The 23,098-nt window shown below is 50.7% G+C and carries 23 protein-coding genes, 4 tRNA genes and 3 pseudogenes; 11 read left to right on the forward strand and 19 right to left on the reverse strand.

What is annotated here, in order from left to right; genetic code table 11:
• Positions 1-2: 2 nt before the first annotated feature.
• The 8 genes from otsA to azuC all read right to left on the reverse strand — a co-directional run bounded on the left by otsA (position 3) and on the right by azuC (position 7,407).
• Complete coding sequence (otsA, locus tag RW65_RS10505; RefSeq protein WP_039056676.1) at positions 3-1,427, reverse strand: alpha,alpha-trehalose-phosphate synthase; 1,425 nt, start codon at positions 1,425-1,427, stop codon at positions 3-5.
• Positions 1,402-2,208, reverse strand: a complete 807-nt coding sequence (gene otsB, locus RW65_RS10510) for a trehalose-phosphatase (RefSeq protein ID WP_039056677.1) — start codon at positions 2,206-2,208, stop codon at positions 1,402-1,404. Before otsB ends, otsA begins: the two co-directional genes overlap by 26 nt.
• A gap of 185 nt (positions 2,209-2,393) precedes the next feature.
• Positions 2,394-3,374: an L-arabinose ABC transporter permease AraH gene (araH, locus tag RW65_RS10515; RefSeq protein WP_039056678.1), complete on the reverse strand. Its 981-nt coding sequence runs from the start codon at positions 3,372-3,374 to the stop codon at positions 2,394-2,396.
• 14 nt (positions 3,375-3,388) lie between these two features.
• Positions 3,389-4,903 carry an L-arabinose ABC transporter ATP-binding protein AraG gene (araG, locus tag RW65_RS10520; protein WP_039056679.1) on the reverse strand — a complete coding sequence of 505 codons (1,515 nt, stop codon included), beginning with the start codon at positions 4,901-4,903 and terminating at the stop codon, positions 3,389-3,391.
• A gap of 70 nt (positions 4,904-4,973) precedes the next feature.
• Entirely contained in the window at positions 4,974-5,954 is a 981-nt protein-coding gene (locus RW65_RS10525; RefSeq protein ID WP_039056680.1) for an arabinose ABC transporter substrate-binding protein, read from the reverse strand.
• 317 nt (positions 5,955-6,271) lie between these two features.
• A complete protein-coding gene (locus RW65_RS10530) occupies positions 6,272-6,829 on the reverse strand; it encodes a DJ-1 family glyoxalase III (RefSeq protein WP_039056681.1) in 558 nt (185 codons plus the stop codon).
• 121 nt (positions 6,830-6,950) lie between these two features.
• Entirely contained in the window at positions 6,951-7,202 is a 252-nt protein-coding gene (locus RW65_RS10535) for a DUF2766 family protein (RefSeq protein ID WP_039056682.1), read from the reverse strand.
• 121 nt (positions 7,203-7,323) lie between these two features.
• A complete protein-coding gene (gene azuC, locus RW65_RS22655; RefSeq protein ID WP_017458329.1) occupies positions 7,324-7,407 on the reverse strand; it encodes a stress response protein AzuC in 84 nt (27 codons plus the stop codon).
• A 212-nt stretch (positions 7,408-7,619) separates the two neighbouring features.
• Between azuC and RW65_RS10540 the strand changes: the two genes are divergently transcribed.
• Positions 7,620-9,044, forward strand: coding sequence for an MFS transporter (locus RW65_RS10540; protein WP_039056683.1), 1,425 nt, complete (start codon positions 7,620-7,622; stop codon positions 9,042-9,044).
• A gap of 43 nt (positions 9,045-9,087) precedes the next feature.
• Here the strand turns inward: RW65_RS10540 and RW65_RS10545 are convergent, their stop codons facing one another.
• On the reverse strand, positions 9,088-9,726 hold the full coding sequence (locus tag RW65_RS10545) for an RpiB/LacA/LacB family sugar-phosphate isomerase (protein WP_039056684.1): 639 nt from the start codon (positions 9,724-9,726) through the stop codon (positions 9,088-9,090).
• Positions 9,727-9,962: 236 nt separating this feature from the next.
• Here RW65_RS10545 and yecR point away from each other — a divergent pair, with 236 nt between their 5' ends.
• Complete coding sequence (gene yecR / locus RW65_RS10550) at positions 9,963-10,295, forward strand: YecR family lipoprotein (protein WP_039056685.1); 333 nt, start codon at positions 9,963-9,965, stop codon at positions 10,293-10,295.
• Between the two features lie 207 nt (positions 10,296-10,502).
• Positions 10,503-11,000 (forward strand): non-heme ferritin, encoded by a 498-nt coding sequence (gene ftnA, locus RW65_RS10555; protein WP_039056686.1) that lies wholly within the window; start codon positions 10,503-10,505, stop codon positions 10,998-11,000.
• 40 nt (positions 11,001-11,040) lie between these two features.
• Here ftnA and RW65_RS10560 read toward each other — a convergent pair whose 3' ends face one another.
• Entirely contained in the window at positions 11,041-11,280 is a 240-nt protein-coding gene (locus RW65_RS10560) for a YecH family metal-binding protein (protein ID WP_039056687.1), read from the reverse strand.
• A 230-nt stretch (positions 11,281-11,510) separates the two neighbouring features.
• Between RW65_RS10560 and tyrP the strand changes: the two genes are divergently transcribed.
• Positions 11,511-12,722 (forward strand): tyrosine transporter TyrP, encoded by a 1,212-nt coding sequence (tyrP, locus tag RW65_RS10565; RefSeq protein ID WP_039056726.1) that lies wholly within the window; start codon positions 11,511-11,513, stop codon positions 12,720-12,722.
• A 349-nt stretch (positions 12,723-13,071) separates the two neighbouring features.
• Positions 13,072-14,640, forward strand: coding sequence for a methyl-accepting chemotaxis protein (locus tag RW65_RS10570; protein WP_052250301.1), 1,569 nt, complete (start codon positions 13,072-13,074; stop codon positions 14,638-14,640).
• A gap of 496 nt (positions 14,641-15,136) precedes the next feature.
• On the opposite strand, the pseudogene RW65_RS10575 reads toward RW65_RS10570, so the two are convergent.
• Positions 15,137-15,439, reverse strand: a pseudogene (locus RW65_RS10575) (tyrosine-type recombinase/integrase); the annotation flags it as partial.
• A 13-nt stretch (positions 15,440-15,452) separates the two neighbouring features.
• Here RW65_RS10575 and RW65_RS23220 point away from each other — a divergent pair.
• The 3 genes from RW65_RS23220 (at position 15,453) to RW65_RS10590 (ending at position 17,129) form a co-directional block, all read left to right on the forward strand.
• Positions 15,453-15,683: a tail fiber assembly protein gene (locus RW65_RS23220; protein WP_072037743.1), complete on the forward strand. Its 231-nt coding sequence runs from the start codon at positions 15,453-15,455 to the stop codon at positions 15,681-15,683.
• A 34-nt stretch (positions 15,684-15,717) separates the two neighbouring features.
• Positions 15,718-15,793: transfer RNA gene (locus RW65_RS10585), tRNA-Thr, on the forward strand.
• A gap of 232 nt (positions 15,794-16,025) precedes the next feature.
• Positions 16,026-17,129: an acyltransferase family protein gene (locus tag RW65_RS10590; protein WP_039056689.1), complete on the forward strand. Its 1,104-nt coding sequence runs from the start codon at positions 16,026-16,028 to the stop codon at positions 17,127-17,129.
• Positions 17,130-17,201: 72 nt separating this feature from the next.
• Here the strand turns inward: RW65_RS10590 and RW65_RS10595 are convergent.
• Positions 17,202-17,689 (reverse strand): annotated as a pseudogene (locus RW65_RS10595) (phage tail protein).
• Between the two features lie 11 nt (positions 17,690-17,700).
• Positions 17,701-18,555 (reverse strand): phage tail tape measure protein, encoded by an 855-nt coding sequence (locus tag RW65_RS10600; protein ID WP_156123993.1) that lies wholly within the window; start codon positions 18,553-18,555, stop codon positions 17,701-17,703.
• Positions 18,556-18,619: 64 nt separating this feature from the next.
• Here RW65_RS10600 and RW65_RS22660 point away from each other — a divergent pair.
• A pseudogene (locus RW65_RS22660) lies at positions 18,620-18,760 on the forward strand (integrase); the annotation flags it as partial.
• Between the two features lie 91 nt (positions 18,761-18,851).
• Here the strand turns inward: RW65_RS22660 and RW65_RS10605 are convergent.
• From RW65_RS10605 to uvrY, 6 genes are all read right to left on the reverse strand, one after another.
• Positions 18,852-18,938 (reverse strand) — tRNA-Leu (locus RW65_RS10605).
• Positions 18,939-18,951: 13 nt separating this feature from the next.
• Positions 18,952-19,025, reverse strand: a tRNA-Cys gene (locus RW65_RS10610).
• A gap of 54 nt (positions 19,026-19,079) precedes the next feature.
• Positions 19,080-19,155 (reverse strand) — tRNA-Gly (locus RW65_RS10615).
• 149 nt (positions 19,156-19,304) lie between these two features.
• Positions 19,305-19,853, reverse strand: coding sequence for a CDP-diacylglycerol--glycerol-3-phosphate 3-phosphatidyltransferase (gene pgsA, locus RW65_RS10620; protein WP_039056691.1), 549 nt, complete (start codon positions 19,851-19,853; stop codon positions 19,305-19,307).
• Positions 19,854-19,909: 56 nt separating this feature from the next.
• Positions 19,910-21,742 (reverse strand): excinuclease ABC subunit UvrC, encoded by a 1,833-nt coding sequence (gene uvrC, locus RW65_RS10625; protein WP_039056692.1) that lies wholly within the window; start codon positions 21,740-21,742, stop codon positions 19,910-19,912.
• On the reverse strand, positions 21,739-22,395 hold the full coding sequence (gene uvrY / locus RW65_RS10630; protein ID WP_039056693.1) for a UvrY/SirA/GacA family response regulator transcription factor: 657 nt from the start codon (positions 22,393-22,395) through the stop codon (positions 21,739-21,741). The genes uvrC and uvrY overlap by 4 nt, the downstream gene beginning before the upstream one ends.
• Positions 22,396-22,757: 362 nt before the next feature.
• Between uvrY and RW65_RS23355 the strand changes: the two genes are divergently transcribed.
• Both RW65_RS23355 and RW65_RS10635 read left to right on the forward strand, forming a co-directional pair.
• The gene (locus tag RW65_RS23355; RefSeq protein WP_502685554.1) at positions 22,758-22,838 is read left to right on the forward strand and encodes a hypothetical protein; all 81 of its coding nucleotides are present in this window, start codon (positions 22,758-22,760) and stop codon (positions 22,836-22,838) included.
• 26 nt (positions 22,839-22,864) lie between these two features.
• The gene (locus tag RW65_RS10635) at positions 22,865-23,089 is read left to right on the forward strand and encodes a DUF2594 family protein (RefSeq protein ID WP_039056694.1); all 225 of its coding nucleotides are present in this window, start codon (positions 22,865-22,867) and stop codon (positions 23,087-23,089) included.
• Positions 23,090-23,098 lie beyond the last annotated feature (9 nt).

The following is a 23,098-nucleotide window of genomic DNA, read 5'->3' on the forward strand; positions in this document are numbered from 1 at the left end:
AATCAGGCTAACTTAGGAAAGGTCGCCACTTTGTTTTGTAGCTGGCTCTGGTCGCTACGTGGCGCGATGCGCTTTAGATCGCTAATAAACCTCTGCTGCCAGTGATCGATATCATTTTCTTTAATCACCTTGAGCATTTCAGCATGGCGGGAAATACGTTCCGCCAGCGGCATTTTCAACGCCCGGTCCATCGCCGCCGCGACATCATCGCGATCGTACGGATTGACCAGCAGCGCCGAGGTCAGCTCGTTTGCCGCACCGGCAAACTGCGACAGAATTAACACACCGGGGTCTTTCGGATCCTGCGCGGCAACGTACTCTTTCGCTACCAGGTTCATCCCATCGCGCAGCGGCGTCACCAGCCCGACTTCCGCATAGCGGAAGACTTTCATCAACACTTTGCGATCAAAATGCTGGTTGAGGTAATAAAGCGGAGTCCAGCCCAGTTGGCCATATTTACCGTTAATGCGCCCGGCTTCAGTTTCCAGCTGGTGGCGGATATCCTGGTAAGCCTGCACTTCACCACGGGAGGTCGGCGCGATCTGCGTATAGCGAATTTTGCCGTGGTGCTCAGGGTATTTTTCCAGCAGGGTTTCATAGGCGAGGAAACGTTCCGGCAGACCTTTGGAGTAATCCAGACGTTCAACGGAGAAGATGTTTTTCACATTCTTCAGTTCTTCTTTTAACTGCGCCAGCTTAGCGGGCAGTGGCCCGGCAGCCTGTTGGGCGATTTCGTCGGGTTCAATACCAATCGGGTAAACTTCAGTGCGGAAGTTTTTACCCCAGGCGACATGCTCTTTGCCCCCGCGCGTAGTCAGCCGCGTTTGCATGGAGATGCTGTCGAGGAACGCAGTGCGGTCGCTTTCGGTCTGGAAACCCAGCAGATCGTAATCGCAAAGTTGTTCAAGCAATTCCGCGTGCGGCGGCAAGGCGTTGAAGATTTCCGGGGTCGGGAAAGGAATATGCAGGAAGAAACCAATCTGGTTGTTCACGCCGCGCTTACGCAGTTCGCTGGCAAACGGCAACAGATGGTAATCGTGGATCCACAGAATATCGTCTTCTTTAATCAGCGGCAGTAATTTGTCTGCCAGCAGCGCGTTAACGTCCTGATAGCCTTCCCAGGCTTCACGCTGGAAGTTGACCAGGTCCAGACGGTAGTGAAAAGCTGGCCACAGAACGGCGTTGGAAAATTGCGAATAGTACTGCTCGTAATGCTCTTCGCTGAGAGTAAAAGAGGCCCAGGTAATATTCCCTTTCGTCACCTTTTTGAGAGGCTGATCCTCGTCCCCAAGCTCTCCGCTCCAGCCAAACCACAGCCCACCGGTGGCTTTTAACGCACCGAGGATCCCGACAGCCAACCCACCCGCACTGGATTTTTTATCATCAGGCGGAGCAATACGATTAGATACTACGACTAAGCGACTCATAGCCATCTCTCCTGTTTGTTAGCGCCCGTTGTTCTTGTTGTTGATGGTCGACAAGTTGTTCAAGCCACTGATAGACACTTTTTACATCAGCCAGACGCCATTTGGCCTGTGTTGCGCCAGCGCCGACTTTTATCGATATGCCGTCAAGTTTGTTAACGGTTTTGAAGCCATTTTCGTCCGTAAGATCGTCGCCAAGAAACACCGGTTTCCTGCCGAGAAAAGGCGGGGTTTGCAAAAAAGCGTCAATCGCCGCCCCTTTATGGATCCCGGACGGTTTAATCTCCACTACGCATTTGCCGGGCTGCATCGCCAGCTGCGGATAGCGTTCGACCAGCGATTTCGCCAGCGCAAAAACAGCCTCTTCATGTTGCGGCGCCTGGCGATAATGCAGTGCAAATGCCATCCCTTTCGCTTCAAGTTCCACGCCGGTGAGCGGCGCTAAGCCTGCTCGCAGCTCGCGCTCAAGAGGCTGTATAACGTCATCCGGTAAGGTCATGCGTTCGGTGCGTCCGGCCATGTCGCGACGCTCCGCCCCGTGTACTCCGGCTAGCGGGAAACGATACGGTTTGGCGAGCAGTTCGAGTTCATCGATTGAGCGCCCTGAAATCAGTGCTACTGCGCTGTCATTCATCTTTGCAAGCAATGAAAGTTTGGCCAGCACATTTTCAGGGATAAAAACGTCATCCGGGTGCGGTTTGATTTCCGCGAGAGTGCCATCCAAATCGAAAAAAAAGGCAAAATTACCGGAAAAGAGAGGCGGTTTTGATAATGCGTCTTCCACCCTGGTTTCCTCCTTACAGTGTTAGCTGAGAGCCGTTTAGTACGGCGTCTCATTATCATTAGCTATGTAAGTATAGACAGTGTGACGCAGCTCGCCATTTTAAACATGACTTACCAGCCGCTTTTGCGGCTGGTAAGGGATTGAAGTTACACGAGAAGATGCGGGCAAAATTTGAGCGATACGCCTCAAACCGTACGTTTGGCTTTCTGTTTGTAACGGTCGAAAATCACCGCCGCCAGCAGGATCAGGCCGCGCACAACATACTGCGAGAAGGGAGAGATATTTAGCAGGTTCATGGCGTTTTCTACGGTACCAAGAATCAGAATACCCGCAACCACATAAGAGATTTTTCCGATCCCGCCTTTCAGCGATACGCCGCCCAGCACGCAGGCGGAAATGACAATTAACTCATAGCCAATCGAGGTCATCGGCTGCCCGCTGGTCATACGCGATGCAAGGATAATCCCTGCCGCCGCCGATACCAGACCCGAGAGCACAAAAATGATGATTTTGGTTCTGACGACCGGCACGCCCGCCAGCCTTGCCGCCTCTTCATTACCGCCAATCGCCAGCGTATTACGGCCAAAGGTGGTTCTGTTCAGCAGGAAACCAAAAATAATCAGGCAGCCGACCGTCAGCCAGATAGGCGCAGGCAAGCCAAACCAGTTGGTATAGCCGAGGCTGAAGAAACGTTCGTCCTCGATGCCAACCGCTTTACCGTCGGAAATGATATAGGCCAGTCCGCGCACAATCTGCATGGTGGCAAGAGTAGTGATCAGGGCGTTGATTTTCAGTCGTGCAATCACGAAACCGTTAATAAAGCCGCTGACCACGCCCAGCATCAGCCCGGCGAAAATACCAATCCACAGGCTTTCCGACATGTTGATGACTACCGCTGTGGTCACACCGGCACAGGCAATCACCGAGGCCACGGAAAGGTCGAAATCACCGGACGCCAGGCAAAAGAGCATGCCGCAGGCAACCATACCGGACATGGAAATCGCCAGCCCTAACCCTTTCATATTGACGAAAGAGGCGAAGTTCGGCACGAAAACCGCACAGCCGATAAACAGCACGGCAAACACCACCAGCATGCCGAACTGATCCCAGATGCGCCCGAAACTGAGCGCCGACTTCGGCGGGCGGGACGTAGTTAAAGATGACATCGTATTCTCCTCACTCAGGCGACAGCCTGGCTAACTTTCGGCATTGCAAGGCTTAGCGCCTGCTGTTCATCGCACTGACCATGTAATAACTCACCGGCTATTTCACCTTCACGCATCACCACAATACGGTCGGCAACACCGAGCACTTCCGGCAAATCGCTGGAGGCAAACAGTACCGCCACGCCGCGAGAAGCCAGCGCGTAAATCACGTTGTAGATTTCATGTTTCGCCCCGACATCGATCCCACGCGTAGGCTCGTCAAGGAGGATCACTTTCATCTCTTCCGATAACCAGCGACCGAGAATCGCCTTCTGCTGGTTACCGCCGGAGAGATTCATAATCAGTTGATCGGCGCCCGGCGTTTTGATATTGAGCGAACGAATATGGTGCTCGGCGTTTTGACTCTCCCAGCCATCATTAATTAAGCAGCCTGCGCGAATGTATTTACGCCGCGCGCTGATGTTAATGTTCTCCTGCACCGAATGAACCGGAATAATGCCTTCGGCTTTGCGGTCTTCAGGACAGAGCATCATCCCGGCACGGATCGCGTGGGCAGGTTTTTGGATATTGACGAGCTCACCATCAATAAACACCTGACCAGCTGTTATCCTGGTGCCGCCAAACAGCCCTTTCATTAGTTCGCTGCGCCCGGCACCCACTAAGCCAAACAGACCGACGATCTCGCCCTGACGCACATCAAGGGAGATTGGCGTGCGTACGCCCGGCGCTTTCACGCCTTCAAGACGCAGGCGTTGTTCGCCATATTCACGCGGTTGCCAGCCATAAATATCGCCCAGCTCGCGCCCGACCATCGCCTGCACCAGCTGGTCGTGATTGACCTGCTGCATATCGGTAAAGGTGCGCACATAGCGCCCATCTTTAAACACGGTAATCGCGTCGCTGAGGGCAAATATCTCTTCCATACGGTGAGAGACATAGAGAATGACGCGCCCCTCTTTACGCAGCTCGCGGATCACGCGAAACAAGTTGTCAATTTCCCGCGCCGACAGCGAGCTGGTCGGTTCATCAAAGGCGATAACTTTGGCGTTACGTGCCAGCGCTTTAGCGATCTCCACCATCTGCCACTGACCAATAGAGAGATACTTCAGCGGCGTTTGCGGATCGATATCCAGCCCCAGATGTTTAAGCTGTAAACCCGCTTCATAGTTAAGTAACGAGCGGTTTACGAAGCCGCCTTTATGCGGCAACTGTCCCAGGTAGATATTCTCGGCGACGGTCATTTCCGGCACCAAATGGAGCTCCTGGTAAATAATGGCAACCCCGGCGTTCAGCGCGGCGGTGGTATCGGCAAAGGAGACCTCTTCTCCTTTTATTGCCAGCGTTCCCGTCGTCGGCGCGTAATTCCCGCTGAGGATTTTAAGTAAGGTTGATTTACCGGCACCGTTCTCGCCCATCAAGGCGTGAACCTGCCCGGCATAACAATCAAAACTGATCTCGCTCAGGGCTTTTACACCGGGGAAAGTCTTGCCGATGCCGCGAAACGAGAGGTAAGGAGTAGACTGTTGCATAACGTCTCCGCAAAACAGTTCATTGTACGTCTGGCTCCCCGCGCGTGCGGGGAGCGCAACCAACAGAGAATTACAGTCCTTTTTTCGCCAGCTCTTCTTTGAAGTTATCGCGGGTAATCAGCACCACATCGGTGACCGCGGTGAATTTCGGCGGTTCAACGCCTTTGGTGACCCAGTTGTAGAGCAGCTCACTGGTTTTGTAGCCGTGAACGTCCGGGCTTGGCAGCAGAGAGCCGAAGAAGCCCGTTGCCTGCGATTTGGACAGTTCGCTTACTGCATCGACGCCGTTAATACCGATCCCGATAACGTCAGCCGCTTTGAAGCCCTGCCCTTCTGTGGCGCGCACGCCACCCAGCACGGTGTTGTCGTTCATGCCGAGCACCAGCCAGTGTTTCACTTCCGGATGCTGTACCAGCAGGGAGTTACCGGCATCAAATGCGCCGGGGATATCGTTGGATTTTGTCGGCACCTGGTAGATCTGTTTTTCCGGGAAACCGGCTTTTTTCAGCGCATCCATCGAACCGGTGGTGCGGCGGCGAGCGGTATCCAGTTCGTTCGCCGTAATCGCCATCACGCCGGTCTGTTTGACATCCCAGCCGCGTTTTTGCATCTCTTTATACAGTTCGTCGCCCTGACGCGCGCCGATCTCACTTGCCGCCATCATGACCAGCGGCACGCTTTCCATCGGCTGACCTTTCGCGTTGACGAATTGATCATCGACGGTGATTACTTTCATGTCGTAACCGCGCGCTTTCGCCACAATCGCCGAACCCAGTTTCGGGTCAGGTGTACAAATCACAAAACCTTTCGCCCCGCTGGCCGCCAGGCTATCAATGGCGTTGAGGGTTTTCTCACCGTCGGGAACGGCAATCTTAATCACTTCAAAACCCAAATCTTTGCCTGCCTTATCAGCGAAGCGCCACTCGGTCTGGAACCAGGGTTCTTCGGGCTGTTTAACCAGGAAACCGAGCTTCATGGTTTCAGCGATAGCGGATTGTGACATAACGGCAGCCAGGCCGATGGCCGCCAACGCTTTAGTGAATTTGTGCATGGTAAACTCCGGCTTTAGCATTCTAATATGTAGGGAAAATAACTAATCAGCTCTTTTAAAAGTTCATAAAACAAGGCATTAGAGTCCATGTATCCCTGGTCCTCTGTGCTGGAGTTAGTTTTAGCGGGAAATTGATTCTCCATAGGAGAGCGGCATCACACGGCAGAATTACAGTAATTCCGTACATAAATTCAGCGAATTAGCACATAAAAATAGCCGATTTTGTCGGACAAATGGCGGGGGTAAAAGCAGGATAATCCATAACATCAGCCAGCTTATCCTTGTGCCCGGATGCGACGTACATCCGGGCGGAAAAGCTACCAGCTATAGTAGATATGATCGGCGTGATCTCGCGCCGCGGTTTCGTCACCTTGCAGACGGGCAGCCAGGGTTAGCGCAAAATCGAAGGCCAGACCCAATCCTTTACCGCTGATCAGGTTGCCATCTTCCACCACCGGCGCGTCGACATAGACGCCATCAGTGACGGTTTCAAACAGATCCCCTGAGCAGACATAGCGGCGGCCTTTCAGTAAGCCATTACCGCCCAGCACACGCGCGGCGGCCGAACAGAGCGGGCAGATAAATTTCCCTGCCGCATCGTGGGATTTTACGAATTCAACCACCGCCGGGCTGGCGGCAAGATTGACGCTGCCCTGCGGTCCGCCGGGCAGTACGATGGCGTCGTACAGGGTTTGCTGCCGTTCGGTGAGCGTGCTGTCCGCCACCATCGGGACATTGTGATAGCTCACCACCGCACGCGATTCGGCGCAGGCCAGCGTTTCGACCTCAATCTCTAAGCGACGCAGAATATCAATAGTGATAATCGCTTCCGCTTCTTCAAAACCGGGCGCCAACAACACCGCCACTTTTTTCATTCCCTGCTCCTTAGGTTTAAGGTTGGTTGTGATATAGGGCCTTAGTGTAAATCAAAACACCGTTTCAAAATTTACACTACGTCACAGACCAGCGGCTAAAGGCAGCGAAGAGAGGAAAAAATCAGTGCGCTTCGCCCTGCGGGGTAAATTTCAGTTCAATCAGCGCAATGGCTTTTTGGATAGCGCGACGGGTTACCGGGTCGGCGGCGGCGGGATGACTGGTAAAATCGATGCTTTTAAGCTGATTGGCCATTTTCTCACGCACTTCAACCGGCGCGATGACATCAATAACATCGAGGATTTGTTTGATAACCAACTGGCAGGCTACGACATCGGAAACCAGCTCTTCGTCTACGGACAGATTTTGCGACATAGGATGCTCCTTTAATCAAGGGCGTCATAGTAGCGGGAAATGGCGGGTAAGAGTAGGTTCGCGCCGAAAAGAGGCTGCGGTTTGCGCATAAAAAAACCTGCTCGCGGCAGGTTTTTTTTCATCAGAACATAGCGCCTGGCGGTACGTCTTTGAAAGTTTTGCAATAGGTTTCAAACATGTGCTTCAGAATTTTACGCAGTTTCATTTTTTGCTCCGGCGATGTGTTATGCAGGTGTTACGTCTCTATGGGCATATAATATGAACTCCATCACAAAATGCAATTCCTTTGTGATGGAAATCACGTTTCAAAAATGAAAAATGCGCTAGGTTTGTTAAAAATTAAATTATAAATCCTACAGTTAGCGCGCTAAAATTTTTTTTAGCATCCTCAATTATTTTTGCAAATGGCAAGCTTAGATGACTGAAAGCACCCTCTCGCGAAAGACAGGAGGTCTTTCCCCCGCCGCGCTACTGGTCGCCGGCGCTTTTTTTATGGAATTTATCGACGGTACGGTGATCGCCACCGCCCTGCCGGATATGGCAAAAACCTTTGGCGTCGAAGCCGTAGCTCTCAATATTGGGATTAGCGCGTATTTAATCACGCTGGCAGTACTGATTCCGGCCAGCGGCTGGATTGCTGACCGCTTTGGCGCACGAAACGTTTTCTCGCTGGCGCTATTGATTTTTACCCTCGCCTCGGTGCTATGCGGATTCTCCACCAGCGTTGATATGTTTGTCTCAATGCGCATCCTGCAGGGGAGCGGCGGCGCGCTGATGGTCCCCGTGGGTCGCCTTGCGGTGCTGCGTACCACACCAAAACACCAGTTGATCACCGCTATCGCTACCCTGACCTGGCCGGCGCTGGTGGCACCGATTATTGGCCCGCCCCTTGGCGGCTTTATTACCCACTATGCCGACTGGCGCTGGATCTTCTTTATTAATGTGCCGTTGGGCCTGCTGGCAATGGCGCTGGCATTACGCATTATCCCGAATATTCGCGAAGAGGAGCGCCGCCCGTTCGATATGACGGGATTTATCGCTACCTCTGTAGCGATGGTGAGCCTGGTGTATGCGATGGAAGCCCTCGGTTCGCAACATCCGCAGGGCGCGCTAACGGTAGGTTTACTGGCGCTCGGTGCGGCAAGCCTTGTTTTTACCCTGCGCCATTTTCGCCGCGCCCGCTGGCCAATGATCCGCCTCGATGCGCTGACGGTACCGACCTTTCGCGTAACGATGTACGGCGGTTCCCTGTTTCGTGCATCAATCAGCGCTGTACCGTTTCTGCTGCCGCTGCTGTTCCAGGTGGGCTTCGGCATGGATCCGTTCCACGCCGGGCTGCTGGTGCTGGCGGTGTTTGCCGGTAATCTGTCGATCAAACCGGCAACGACACCGCTTATCCGCTGGCTGGGGTTCAAAAAACTGCTGTTGATCAACGGTACGCTGAATGTACTGGCGCTGCTGGCGTGCGCATTACTGAGTTCCCAGACGCCGGTATGGCTGACGTTTGTGATTCTCTTTCTGGGTGGTGTCTTCCGTTCGGTGCAGTTTACCGGCGTCAGCACGCTGGCCTTCGCGGATGTGCCTTCGGCGCAAATGAGCTATGCCAATACCTTGTTCAGCACCGCAACGCAGCTTGCGGTCGGTTTAGGCATTACCCTTGGCGCGATTGGTATTCGTATCGGCGAACAGGTGAGCGGCTGGTTGCAGATAACGGCGGTGGAAGGGATTAGCTTCCGGCTGGCGTTTGTGTTTATTGCGTTGATTTGTCTGGCCGGCATGGTCGATACGCTGCGTTTAACAAAAGATGCCGGTAGCGCGGTGTCGCAGAAAAAAAGAGTTTAAGGCTGGAGAAACAAGCCGCAGCGGGCGCTGCGGCTTAGGATAATCAGGCAAGGATTTCGCGCACGAAGGCTTCGATCTCTTTGTTCTGGCAGTTTTCAAAGAAACATTTCTGGAAACGCTCGCCGGAAACGGCGGTTTTCACCAGCTCGCGGTCGATAGCACGCAGGGTATCGAGATAGTTCTCTTTCACCACTGCCGCTTTTACCTGGTTAAGAATACCGGCGTTGCGCACCTGCGGCTCTTTACGCTCTGGCGGATAACCTTCCCCTTTACGGCCGGTAAACGCTTTCTCAAAAATAAAGCGCACGTTCAGCTCTGCACCCCAGCCAAACCCTTTGGCGAACGGCAGCGCCAGCGCGTTACCGTTGTTGATTTGCGCGAACAGGAACGCATCTGCCGGATCGATACAGTAACCGCACACCACGCCCGGATGAATGTTGAGGGACATCAGCGCGCCCTGGCCGGTACCACAGCCGGTGACCACAAAATCCACTGCTTTGGCGTTAAGCAGGATGCTGGCCATAATGCCAAGGTGGATATAGGTCAGATGATGATCGTTCTCATCGCTCATCCCAACGTTGTAAACCGGAAAATCTTTCTCGTCGGCAACCGTCTTCAGCTCTTTGAGGATGATGGCGTTCTTCGCCGCCTGGCTGTTTTCCATCATCAGTGCAATTTTCATCTTCTCTCTCCTGTTACATGCGTCAGATAGCAAAAGTTGAGTAAACCTTACTACCTGACAAACATTCTTTCAAATTTAATGAAAAAACGTTTTAAAAATCAGAAGCAGCTTCACAGTTTTACCGCTACTACTCCGCCGTCGTGATTAGTAACGGTTGATTGGCGGGTTATTCTGCCGATTGGCTGTCGGGCAGCGCGCTAAGATGAGATCATGCCCCAATGAAATAGAGTGATTTCATGAAGAGAATAGTTGTTGCCGCCTCGCTGCTCCTGCTCGCGGGATGCACGATGACCAAAGAAGCAGAAGTGAGCAGCGTCGATCCCATCAGCGGCCTGGTGCGCCTGAGTTTTAACCAGTCGATGATGCAAAACGCGAAGTATGATAGCTATACCGCGCAAGGTACGGCGAATAAACAGTGCCAGCAGATGGGTTACGCTACCGCAGTACCCTATGGACAAGCGGTGCAAACCTGTAGCCTGATTAGCGGCTCGGTCTGTATGAACACCAAAGTGACCATTCAGTATCAGTGTCGCGGCGTCGCCTTTGTACAAATTAAACCTACCTGGTAATGTTTAAGCCAGCTTATTTCTGCTGGCTTAATGTTTAATTAAAAATAAAAACAATTCTCATTTATAAAATATTACGCTGGCAATGCGTGTTATTCGCATTCTCTTTTTTATCAGAAATGATTATTTATTTTACCTTTTGCAAATAATTAAATAACAAATTATAGTGAGCGCACTTTCGCCTGATAATTATTTTGCCGGAGCCGCAGCATGTTAAAAGCAGAAATGATCGAAAAATTAAACGAACAAATGAATCTGGAACTGTTTTCTTCCCTGCTTTATCAGCAGATGAGCGCCTGGTGCAGCTACCACAGTTTTGAAGGTGCCGCCGCGTTTCTGCGCCGCCATGCGCAGGAAGAGATGACGCATATGCAGCGTCTGTTCGATTATCTGACGGACACCGGCAGCCTGCCGCGCATCAATACTGTTGAAGCACCGGTGGCAGACTACCCGTCGCTGGATGTGTTGTTCCAGGCCACTTATGCCCATGAGCAGCTGATTACACAGCGCATTAACGAACTGGCCCATTTCGCTATGACCAGCCAGGATTATCCAACCTTTAATTTCCTGCAGTGGTATGTGGCGGAACAGCACGAAGAAGAGAAACTGTTTAAATCCGTCATTGATAAATTAACGCTGGTGGGTAAAAGCGGCGAAGCACTTTATTTCGTCGATAAAGATCTGGCCACGCTGGATACGCAAAACTAATATTACGGGCGGTTAAGAACATTCTTTACCGCCCTTTTTATTAATGTTGGCAGATTTTGCTTACGTGAGTGGAAAACCCTTCATCTGACGGAATAAACTTCCCGCGCGAGGCCAAAAATTCAACCAGCTCCGACGCCGTTAAATTTTCTGCAGAACAGGTGTGAAAACGCGACGTTTCGCCAAAGCGCTGAATAATTGCCGTCGCCAGACTCTCCTTCGTGTAACGCTCTCCCGTTTCAATCATCATATTCAATACTTCATGACCGTGAATGGACGTCATAGTTCCTCCGCTAAAAAGAGGTATCTTAAACGCAACATTTGCCGCAGACGTTGCGCTAAAACAGGTTTACAGCCTCGACTTTTTACAGCCCATTGCCGGTTTATTACCCTTCGGTCGCCACCGTAAACTTATTGATACATATGATGTAACGCGTATTTGACGAAGCCGCTGAATTGCCTTACTCTGCGCCGCATCTTGATCGGGGAATGTGGTTTATTACAGAGGAAAGCGTGAAGAATCGAACACTTGGCAGCGTTTTTATCGTGGCCGGCACCACTATCGGGGCAGGTATGCTGGCGATGCCGCTGGCGGCGGCAGGCGTGGGTTTTGCAACCACGTTTATCCTGCTTTTCGTATTGTGGACCGTGATGTGTTATACCGCCCTGCTGCTATTAGAAGTCTATCAGCATGTCCCGGCGGATACGGGGCTTGGCTCGCTGGCGCGGCGTTATCTGGGGCGCTACGGCCAATGGGTAACCGGCTTTAGCATGATGTTTTTAATGTACGCCCTGACGGCGGCGTATATAAGCGGCGCCGGAGAGCTACTGGCCTCCAGCCTCAGCGCATGGCTCAATACTTCCCTTTCACCCACGACGGGCGTGTTGCTGTTCACGCTGCTTGCCGGGGGCATAGTGTGCGCGGGTACCGCGCTGGTCGATCTGTTTAACCGCTTTTTGTTTAGCGCGAAACTGCTGTTCCTGGTAATTATGCTCGCACTGCTGATGCCGCACGTTCATCAGGCCAATTTATTGACGATGCCGCTGGAAAAGGGGCTCGCCCTCTCCGCTATTCCGGTTATTTTTACCTCGTTTGGTTTTCATGGCAGCGTGCCGAGTATCGTCAGCTATATGGATGGCAATATCCGTAAACTGCGCGGCGTGTTTATCACCGGCAGCGCGATTCCGCTGGTCGCTTATATTTTCTGGCAGCTGGCGACGCTTGGCAGTATCGACTCATCCACCTTTATCGGTTTACTGGCCAGCCAGTCGGGATTGAACGGTCTGCTACAGGCATTACGCGAAGTGGTGGCCTCGCCGCACGTCGAGCTGGCGGTCCATCTGTTTGCCGATCTGGCGCTGGCGACCTCATTCCTCGGTGTCTCGCTCGGGTTGTTTGATTATCTTGCCGACCTGTTCCAGCGTCGCAACACGCCATTCGGACGCCTGCAAACCGGCGCGATTACCTTTCTGCCGCCGCTGGCGTTTGCACTTTTTTACCCGCGCGGCTTTGTGATGGCGCTGGGCTATGCTGGCGTTGCGCTGTCGGTGCTGGCGCTATTACTACCGTCGATGCTGGCCTGGCAAAGCCGTAAGCACCATCCCCAAAGCGGCTATCGCGTAATGGGCGGTAAACCGGTACTTAGCGTGATCTTTATCTGCGGCATCGCGATTATTGTGATTCAGTTCTCGATCGTCGCGGGCATATTGCCAGCCGTGGGTTAAGGGCAGAAGATGCGGGTACCTGACGGGCCCGCACCATTATTTTGTCAAACACCTGTTTTGCTAACCTACTCTATACCATATCAAATTTAATATATTATATTTTTAACGATTTAACTTTCATTAAAACTTAAATAATAACTACGACCCCGTCCTCACAAAATAACCCACCGCACCACAATCCATGTCTGGTTGCTTATGTAATTTATTATCCTATTGATATATAGACAAAAATACACTAAAGAAGAATATATCTTCATTGGCGACGTTTTCATAAGTTTTAGTTAAAGCCAGATAAAACCTTGCCGATAACTTATATGTTTTACGGCTCTTCAGGCTGCTCTATCAAACTATGTGGATCGAGGTTGAAATGTTCAGAAATTTGCTTATCAATAAAAAAATATTTTTTGCCTTTGGCGCCGTTTTACTTTTATTACTGACATTATGCGCAACTTTTTATAATAATTTTTCCAACATCGTTAATACGAATGAATGGAATATTCATAGCTGGCGCGTCATCGATAAAAGCCGTGCACTGACCTTAAGTCTGGTGAATATGGAAACCGGTCTGCGCGGTTATGCGATTAACGGCAAAGAGGAAATGCTGGCTCCGTGGAGTTCAGGCAAAGAGGATTTCGTTAAATTTTTGCAGGAAACTAAAGGCTTAACTGCCGATAACGCTGCACAGCAGAAGCGCCTGGATGGTTTGCTAAAGCAGGAGCAAGAGTGGCAGGAGAAGTTTGTCGCTGAGTTGCTTAATCACCGTCGCGCGCTAAATAGCGGAGCAATGACGCAAGTAGATTTCAATGCTTCCTTCGAAGCCAACACCGGTAAGAGGCAGATGGATCAAATGCGTCAAACCATTGATGAAATTATCAAAGCCGAAACAACGCTTCTCAACGAACGGCAAGGTTCTGTCGATACCGTTCAAACAAACACCAGGATTACCTTATTTATCGGCGCGCTGTTGGGTCTGGTCATCGCGTGCGCTTTAGGCTACGTCCTGGCACGTTCTATTACCCTTCCGCTTGCGGAAGCGGTAAAAGCGGCTCAAGCAATTGCTGCAGGCGATCTCTCTACCCGTCTGGTAGCCCATTCAAAAGATGAAACCGGTATTCTGATCGTTGCCCTTACCACCATGCAGGAGCAACTCAAAGAAGTGGTCTCTGATATTCAGACCGCCGCGTCCTCTATCGACAGTGCCTCAAAAGAGGTCGCGATGGGCAATACCGATCTCGCTGCACGAACAGAGCAGCAGGCCGCCTCTCTGGAAGAAACTTCAGCCAGCATGGAACAGCTGACGGCAACGGTGAGACAAAACGCCTCCAACGCGCAAAATGCCAGTAGCATGTCGTCCGACGCGTCCAGGATCGCTCAGCAGGGAGGCGAAGTGGTGGAGAAAGTCGTTACCACTATGGCTGCAATTTTTGATAGTTCAAAAAGTGTGGTCGAGATTATTGGAACGATTGAAAGCATTGCTTTCCAGACCAATATCCTGGCGCTCAACGCTGCAGTTGAAGCCGCTCGCGCCGGCGAGCAGGGCCGCGGTTTCGCCGTAGTGGCAAGTGAAGTGCGTGCTCTTGCGCAGCGCAGTGCGACGGCGGCAAAAGAGATTAAATCGCTGATTGAAGCGTCGAATCACCGTATATCGGAAGGTACAGACCTGGTGGCGCAGGCAGGCAAAACCATGACCGGGATAGTAACCGCAATCAGCAACGTCTCAGCAATTATGTCAGAAATTCACAGTGCCACAGGCGAGCAGGTGAACGGTATCGAGCATATTGGCATTGCTATTACCCAGATGGATGAAGTGACCCAACAAAACGCTGCGCTGGTTCAAGAGGCCGCCGCCGCTGCCGCTTCTATGGAAGATCAGGCCGCTCAGCTAAACCGCTCGGCAGCGATTTTTAAACTCGCCTGAAAAGGGAGCTACCCGTAAAATCCTCGTAAAATTTTCACGTAGGTATGGCGCAAAGCGGTTTTGATAGGAGTACCAGTATGGCGGCGGAGGTTGAAATCCTCTTGTGCCGACCTAAAATGCCTAAGAAACCAACCCATTGCGGTTGGTTTTTTTATGCCTGCGATTTGCCGAAGGTAAACCCCCGATCGCTGATACCTAAGTGACGGCTCCTACTCAGCCATTTTCAGTCACGAGGGCTGTAATGCCTTCTTCATAGGGCGAAACCAAAGGGCGGAACGAAGGCGACCCAGAAAAACAGGCACAAAAAAACCACCTTTCGGTGGTTTTACGACACTGCTTATTGCTTTGATTATTCTGATGCTTTCCCATGGTACCCGGAGCGGGACTTGAACCCGCACAGCGCGAACGCCGAGGGATTTTAAAAACTATCGAGCCGCTTTTAAAATCATAAGCTCATGATTCTAATCATAAAATAAAAAGGCTAAGAACGGCTTATTTAGGCTGCTGCTCCATTTTCATCGCCATCGCTTACCTGTTCCCGGTTATCAAATGGGTTAAGTGCAACAGCAGCATCCAGATGGCTCGGCGCGAAATGAGAGTACCGCATTGTCATTTTAATGTCGGTGTGCCCGAGTATGCGTTGGAGCACCAGAATATTACCGCCACGCATCATAAAATGGCTGGCGAAAGTATGTCGTAGCACATGCGTAAGCTGGCCGTCAGGCAGTTCAATCCGCGCTCTTTTCACCGCTGCCTTAAATGCCTCATAGCAGGGGGTGAATAACACCCCTCTCTTCTTCAGAGGCATGTGAATGATAGTAGCCAATTCTGAAAAGCTAACTCAAATTCAGGCATCATCTGCTCGGGCTCAGAGAGACAAGTTGCTGGCAGATTCAGATTGGACAATGACACCCGACGCGCCCACAGACAAAGTGGCATGGGGGAAGTACAGACGCTCATTAAGAGATATATCTGACCAGTCAAATTTTCCAAAACATATTATCTGGCCCAATGCGCCAGATATGACTACAGGAAAGATTTGAGTTTTTTTAATTAATGTATATTATATTGCACAACGCTGGTTTAGCTCAGTGGTAGAGCTTCCGCATCGTACGCGGAAAGACGATGGTTCGATTCCATTCAGCCAGCACCAGATTGATAAACCGGCCATAGCGCCGGTTTTTTTATAATCTCTTGTAATCTTTTGACCAATAATTATACAACTGTGTTAGCAACACCGCATTCTGCTCCGTTACCAACACCCCTTATCACTCATGTTTCGCAAAGGCGAAAGAATATAATCCGCTATCGGCACAATTTATTACTCAGTTGATTATCATTTAACACCCTGTAATACTATCAAGAAACTGAATAGAGTGATTACAATGCAACAAACGACTTTGCGGACGAACGAAAAGGCTGCGAAAGAAGAGTTATACAATCTTCATTTCATCCGAGCCATTTCGACAATAATAATTATTATTTTCCATTTTTATTTAATTGTTGACATGGTGGGGATTCACGAACCCTTATGGCCATTATTTTCTAAGTTCGGAGCAATTGGGGTTTCTTATTTCCTTTTGTTGTCTGGCGCTGTGTTGTTTTATCATTATCAGGATATAGAAATAAAACCACTGGGCTTTTATAAGAAAAGAATAGCTAATTTACTTCCTTATTTTTGGGTCGTATATATCTTCTTTGCCATTTTATTTTTCTTTACCCGTGATCGTCCTTTTTTTGAGCTGGAAGTATGGAGGATTATTTTTTCAGTCACCGGCCTTGATGGATATCTCTCAAGTCAAATTAGAACATATTATCTTGTAGGAGAATGGTTTACTGGCTGTATAATTATTATATATTTCATATTCCCTCTATTGCTTAAGTTTTATAAAAAGAATAAATATCTGACTTTGCTTTTCCTGGTTACACTATCTTACATCTCTATTAGTAATAACCAGTACATGCAAGACCACTTTATGCTCTGGAGTAAAGAATTTGCATGGAACCCACTTGTTAGACTTCCAGAGATTGCAACTGGTGGTTTCATTATCAACTTATACATGGATAAATTAATAATTAACTTGAGAAAAAGCTTCTCTATTGCCCTTGTGATTTTTTTGGCAATAATTACGTGGGCTTGCTTCTCATTTTCTTATGATAGTCTGGATATTCTTGGGCATATTCCTTTTATGGCAGCATCATTCATCCTGCTCATGCTGACATACGATTTATTTATGAGAGGGAAAGTTACAAACCGTATAGTTAAATATTTATCAAAATATTCCTTCGTTGCTTTTTTATTTCACCACCAGATAATTTATATTGTTGTCGGAAGGATAAACCTGCAACATCACAATGGTTTCGAACATGCTTTTCTTTGTGTTGCAATATGCATTACTAGCTTTGCTCTCGCCAGGCTTGTATATAGCATCGGTGACATGATTAAACATGTCGTATTTGATAAGACACTATTTAAAAAAATCTATTAAATAATTAGCGTGGGTGCCAGTCACCCACATGGTAAATGACATAAGACAAGTATTTCATGTTGCTAATATGTTTTATAATATGATTTTCAATAATAAATTCACTTGGTTTATCGCGTTTGTGGCACTGTTTTTTAATTCAGCCAGCGCATCACTGACAGATGCGCTCTGCAATTTCTCCCTGAAATCGGTATCGACACGGCTAAGGCTGAGGGTAAATTCGATTTTTTTGGGATTGCCGTACTGGTCAAACTCAGATTTACCGCGTTCCAGGCGCGTCAGTACATACATCCCGTAGATCCGTCCATCCCCCTCAATCAGCGGCCAGGGCCGACCGGCGAAGCCAATCGTTTCAAGTGCAGAAAGGGACAGATTACCGCTGGTTATTTCCGGATAAAGCACCCCCTCGAACGTCACGGTATCGTCGCCCGCCCGATGTATTGCCAGCTGGCAGACTGATTAACCCTTTCGTTTTTAACGTGCCGCCACTCCTGCGAGTGACGCAGCTGCTGATAGGGTGTGGTGCGCAGCATAAAAACAAACATCCCAAAGACCATCATCATAAAAACGCTCCTTAATCGCGGTCGCGGAACGAACCACGGTTAGCTCTGTTGGTGGTGGCCAGCGCATCCCGAATGGCATCGCGCACCATTTTTTCAAGCTCCGGCAAGGACTTACTTCCCACACCGTTGAAATTGATCTGAAACACCGGCGCAGCGGAAGGTGCTGCAACCGGCGCAATAACTGCCCCTTGTGTGGCTGACGGAACGGACAGCACCCCGCCAGCCGCCGATGCAGCAACACCCGGTACAGGCTGAGTGATCACCCGCGCCTCCTGGTACGCGCCACTTAATGCCAGCGCCTGCGGCAGGTTTTTGAATACGATATCGCCGGGGCCGATCTTCTTCGTGTTATCAGCCGTGGTTTTGGTGTTCTCTGATATTTCCTTGAGACGCCGCGCTGTTACCGATTCGGGGATGACAGGCGGAGTGGTAACCGGCGGAGGCGTTTTCGCCGGTGCATCGGGAGACCAGTTCCAGCTTTTGGGAACCATCTTTTTCTGCTGGGGATCCCACTCGTACATAACCGGTGCTTTGGGTGTCAGGCTCTCCGCTTTTCGCTTAGCTTCATCAAGCCCCACCGGGATCAGCCCCAGCTTTTGCAGAACCCACCCTATCCCCTCCATTAAAAGGGTCAGCGGCGTCAGCGCTTGCCAGACTCCACTAAAAAAGCCGAGGAAATAAGCTTTAATGGGCTCCCAGAAATGCCAGATCAGCAACCCGGCAGCCACAAATGCCGCACCAATCAACCCTATCGGACTGAGCAAAAATGAAAGCACACCGCCTAAGGCCGATACCGCCGTGGTGATCAGCCCCCAGATGGCAGGCAGCCCGGTCAGGCGCAATACCAGACCGCCGATACCTTTCACCAGTGAGCCAACTGCCACGCCAGGCGAAAGGAATGCTGTGAGCAGCCCGCCGCGCAATGCCGGTAAAGGAATATCTGATCTACAGGGGAACATCTACGAGAAACAAGCAATATCAGGTCATAAAAATGTCGAACAAACTGCGCGTTATGACCGTAAGATTGCTGTCGTTCCAGTCGTTGGAGGACAGAAAAATATTACGAAATGATATTATGAACCCGGAAAACAGGCACAAAAAAACCACCTTTCGGTGGTTTTACGACACTGCTTATTGCTTTGATTATTCTGTTTTTTTCCCATGGTACCCGGAGCGGGACTTGAACCCGCACAGCGCGAACGCCGAGGGATTTTAAATCCCTTGTGTCTACCTATTCCACCATCCGGGCTCGGGAAGGAAATTGGAGGCGCGTTCCGGAGTCGAACCGGACTAGACGGATTTGCAATCCGCTACATAACCGCTTTGCTAACGCGCCAGAAACTTCAGATTTTGCAACCCGCACCCGCTAAATCCAGCCGATGCGTTAATTTGGAGCGGGAAACGAGACTCGAACTCGCGACCCCGACCTTGGCAAGGTCGTGCTCTACCAACTGAGCTATTCCCGCATAATCAAGTTTTGTTCTAATCCCTTGATTTTGTTATCTTCTGGCAAGCTGTGCTGCCTTCCGATGCGTTGCATTCTACTTACCTGACGCACTGAGTCAACGATATTTTTCAAAACGGAGATCGTTTGCTGAAAATTGCGACGAAACGATCACGGTTCAAGCAGATCCCCGCGCGCCGCATTGAGGTACTGCAGCATCGACCACAGCGTTAAAACGGCGGCAACGAAAAACAGCGTAATCCCGGCGTATTCAACCCAGATATTCGGCCGCCACAGCAGCCACACCAGTGCCACCATCTGCGAGGTCGTTTTGACTTTGCCTATCCAGGAAACGGCCACGCGGCTGCGTTTGCCCATTTCCGCCATCCATTCGCGCAGCGCAGAGATAATGATCTCACGGGCGATCATGGTGGCCGCAGGCAAGGTTACCCACCAGCTGTGATAATGCTCCGCCACCAGCACCATCGCAATCGCGACCAGCACTTTATCGGCAACCGGATCGAGGAACGCGCCGAAACGGGTGCTTTGGTTCCAGCGCCGTGCCAGAAAGCCATCAAACCAGTCGGTGACCGCCGCACAGAGAAAAATCAGCGCACAAACAAACGGCGCCCACGGAAAACGCAGATAAAACGCCAGGACAAAAAACGGAATCAGGATGACGCGAAATAGGGTGAGCAACGTAGGAATATTAAATCGCATAGCGGCGTTAACTGTCTGTTGTTTGTAAATATTCGCTCTATGTTGCTACAGAGCCCCTAATGTTTCAACGAGTAGAAGATCTTTTCTGCCAGTCCTTGCGATATCCCCGGCACTTTTGAGATTTCATCTACGCTGGCGTTCAATAAACCTTGCAGCCCGCCCATATATTTTAACAGCATCTGGCGCCGCTTCGGCCCTACGCCTTCAATCGTTTCCAGGGAACTGGTGTTTTTCACTTTCGCACGTTTTTTACGATGTCCGCTAATGGCATGATCGTGGGAATCATCGCGAATATGCTGAATCACATGCAGCGCGGGCGAATCCGGTGGCAGGCTAAAGCCCTCACCTTCCGGCTCAAAAAATAGCGTTTCCAGCCCCGCTTTGCGATCCGCCCCTTTGGCGACGCCAAGCAACAACGGCCGGTTTTTATCCCAGGGAACGTCCAGCTCGGCAAACACGGCTTTCGCCTGCCCCAGCTGCCCTTTCCCGCCATCGATAAGGATAACGTCCGGGATCTTGCTCTCTTCGATCGCTTTGCCATAGCGGCGACGCAGCACCTGGTTCATCGCTGCGTAATCATCGCCCGGCGTAATGCCGGTAATATTGTAACGGCGATACTCCGCACGCACCGGCCCGTTAGCGTCAAATACCACGCAGGAGGCAACGGTCTGCTCACCCATGGTGTGACTGATATCGAAACACTCCATACGTTTCACTTCCGGCAGCTCCAGCACGTTGGCAAGGGCGGCCAACCGCTGGTGAATCGTTGACTGCTGCGAAAGTTTGGTACCGAGCGCCGTGGCCGCGTTAGTACGCGCCAGCTTCAGGTAACGAGCGCGATCGCCGCGCGGTTTTGTCTGCACATTCACCCGTCGCCCGGCAAGCTCGGAAAGGGAATCGCTGAGCAGGGTTTTATCGTTGAGGTTGAAGTCGAGCAGAATTTCGCCCGGCAGCGTACGCATCTGGCTGCCCTGCAGGTAGAACTGGCCGACAAAGGTCTCCACCACTTCACCCAGCTCTGTCCCGCCCGGCACCTTTGGAAAATAGCTGCGGCTACCCAGCACTTTGCCCTGGCGGATAAACAGCACATGCACGCAGGCCATACCGGCGTCAAACGCCACGCCAATCACGTCCAGATCCTCGCCGGTGTTAGAGACGAACTGTTTTTCCGTGACGCGTCGCACCGCCTGAATTTGATCCCGCACCCGCGCCGCTTCTTCAAACTCCAGCAACTGGCTGGCTTTTTCCATGCGGGCAATCAGCTGCGTCAGCACCTGATCGTCTTTACCGGCCAGGAACAGGCGCACGTATTCAACCTGCTGCGCATACTCCTCTTCGCTGACCAGCCCGGCGACGCACGGCCCCAGGCAGCGGCCAATTTGATATTGCAAACAGGGGCGCGATCGGTTGCGGTAGACGCTGTTTTCGCACTGACGAATCGGGAAAATTTTCTGCAGCAGCGCCAGCGTTTCACGCACCGCGTAGCCGTTAGGGAAAGGACCAAAGTACTCCCCTTTCGCATGTTTTGCGCCGCGATGCATAGAAAGACGGGGATGGGTATCACCGCTGAGAAAGATAAACGGATAGGATTTATCATCGCGCAGCAGCACGTTATACCGGGGCTGGTACAGCTTGATGTAGTTATGCTCAAGCAGCAGCGCTTCGGTTTCCGTGTGGGTCACGGTGACATCAATCTGCTGTATCTGCGCCACCAGCGCTTCGGTTTTTCGTGAGGCCAGATTGCTGCGAAAGTAGCTGGAAAGCCGCTTTTTCAGATCTTTTGCTTTACCGACATAGATAACCGTACCGCCGGCATCATACATACGATAGACGCCGGGTTTGCTGGTAACCGTTTTAAGAAATGCTTTCGAATCAAAAACTTCAGTCACTGACTTATTAACGTCTCCGCATTGCACAACCCATGGCGAATAGCGAGGTGCGTCAGTTCGACGTCGCCGTGAATGTTCAGTTTACTGAACATCCTGTAGCGATAGCTATTCACCGTTTTCGGGCTCAGATGTAGCTGTTCCGAGATCTCATTGACCTTCTGGCCTTTAGTGATCATCAGCATAATCTGCAATTCGCGTTCAGACAAACTATCAAACGGGGAATCGGTTTTTTCGGGTTCGATTTGGCTCAGCGCCATTTGCTGAGCAATATCAGAGGCAATATAGCGCTGACCGGACTGGACGAAGCGGATAGCATTTACCACTTCCTGCGGCGCGGCGCCTTTGCTGAGGTAGCCTGCAGCGCCCGCCTGCATCACTTTTGCCGGCAGCGGGTTTTCAGTATGGACAGTAAGCATAATCACTTTGGTATCGGTATTGCTGCGGGCGATTTTCCGCGTCGCTTCAAGACCACCGATACCCGGCATGTTCATATCCATCAGCACCACGTCAACAGGATTAGCGCGACACCATTTAATGGCATCCTCACCGCAGTTGACCTCGCCGATAACTTTAATGCCCTTAATATCTTCAAGAATGCGTCGTATCCCTGCGCGCACGAGTTCATGGTCATCAACAAGTAGGACGTTGATCAATGGAGTATCTCCGGAAATAGGGATAATGCGACTAAAGCCTGATTTCTCATATATTAACTTTTTTTTACGCAGTAATGGAAGGTTAAAAAACCACTGACCGTCGATTTTGTTCGCGTTTTGCTAATCGGTCTGTGGTGAGCAAGACAATTTTTTGCACTGTTTTTAAGCGCAGCGCTAAAAAAGTTTTACTACATCTTTTCAAAATGTTACGAAAAATTCGCCGTGGTCTGAGAAAAACAATTAGCAGGCTCTATAAGTTCCAATAATTAACGGTGAATAATGCTGTGGGAAAAATATATTCTTCTGTTATTAAAAGCATGGATGGATATTAGCGCCACCTTTAATTTAATAAACTGATATTAATGATCAAAAAACAACCACTGCTCTCTTTCGCCATCCTTATGGTATACTCCGCCGCTTTGACAGTGATCGTCGCGCCGTAACGCGACACCGTAACGAGGAAAGTAAATTGAGCACACCTGATTTTTCCACCGCTGATAATGCCCAGCAACTGGCGCTGGAAGTCTCCTGCCTGAAATCAATGATTACGCTGATGCTGCAGGCAATGGGCCAGGCAGATGCCGGGCGCGTAATCCTAAAAATGGAAAAGCAAATCGCACAAATGGAAGATGAAGCTCAGGCTACGCTCTTTTCCGGTACTGTTAAGCAAATTAAACAAGCTTACCGCCAGTAAATGGTTACC

Source organism: Enterobacter sp. Bisph1, assembly GCF_000814905.1.
Lineage (GTDB): Bacteria > Pseudomonadota > Gammaproteobacteria > Enterobacterales > Enterobacteriaceae > Kosakonia.

Bases quoted from the DNA above. Each gene is read 5' to 3' on its own strand.
- otsA (WP_039056676.1), bottom strand. From the start codon at position 1,427: ATGAGTCGCTTAGTCGTAGTATCTAATCGTATTGCTCCGCCTGATGAT.
- araH (WP_039056678.1), bottom strand. From the start codon at position 3,374: ATGTCATCTTTAACTACGTCCCGCCCGCCGAAGTCGGCGCTCAGTTTC.
- araG (WP_039056679.1), bottom strand. From the start codon at position 4,903: ATGCAACAGTCTACTCCTTACCTCTCGTTTCGCGGCATCGGCAAGACT.
- RW65_RS10525 (WP_039056680.1), bottom strand. From the start codon at position 5,954: ATGCACAAATTCACTAAAGCGTTGGCGGCCATCGGCCTGGCTGCCGTT.
- RW65_RS10530 (WP_039056681.1), bottom strand. From the start codon at position 6,829: ATGAAAAAAGTGGCGGTGTTGTTGGCGCCCGGTTTTGAAGAAGCGGAA.
- RW65_RS10535 (WP_039056682.1), bottom strand. From the start codon at position 7,202: ATGTCGCAAAATCTGTCCGTAGACGAAGAGCTGGTTTCCGATGTCGTA.
- azuC (WP_017458329.1), bottom strand. From the start codon at position 7,407: ATGAAACTGCGTAAAATTCTGAAGCACATGTTTGAAACCTATTGCAAA.
- RW65_RS10540 (WP_039056683.1), top strand. From the start codon at position 7,620: ATGACTGAAAGCACCCTCTCGCGAAAGACAGGAGGTCTTTCCCCCGCC.
- RW65_RS10545 (WP_039056684.1), bottom strand. From the start codon at position 9,726: ATGAAAATTGCACTGATGATGGAAAACAGCCAGGCGGCGAAGAACGCC.
- yecR (WP_039056685.1), top strand. From the start codon at position 9,963: ATGAAGAGAATAGTTGTTGCCGCCTCGCTGCTCCTGCTCGCGGGATGC.
- ftnA (WP_039056686.1), top strand. From the start codon at position 10,503: ATGTTAAAAGCAGAAATGATCGAAAAATTAAACGAACAAATGAATCTG.
- RW65_RS10560 (WP_039056687.1), bottom strand. From the start codon at position 11,280: ATGACGTCCATTCACGGTCATGAAGTATTGAATATGATGATTGAAACG.
- RW65_RS10570 (WP_052250301.1), top strand. From the start codon at position 13,072: ATGTGGATCGAGGTTGAAATGTTCAGAAATTTGCTTATCAATAAAAAA.
- RW65_RS23220 (WP_072037743.1), top strand. From the start codon at position 15,453: ATGATAGTAGCCAATTCTGAAAAGCTAACTCAAATTCAGGCATCATCT.
- RW65_RS10590 (WP_039056689.1), top strand. From the start codon at position 16,026: ATGCAACAAACGACTTTGCGGACGAACGAAAAGGCTGCGAAAGAAGAG.
- pgsA (WP_039056691.1), bottom strand. From the start codon at position 19,853: ATGCGATTTAATATTCCTACGTTGCTCACCCTATTTCGCGTCATCCTG.
- RW65_RS23355 (WP_502685554.1), top strand. From the start codon at position 22,758: ATGATCAAAAAACAACCACTGCTCTCTTTCGCCATCCTTATGGTATAC.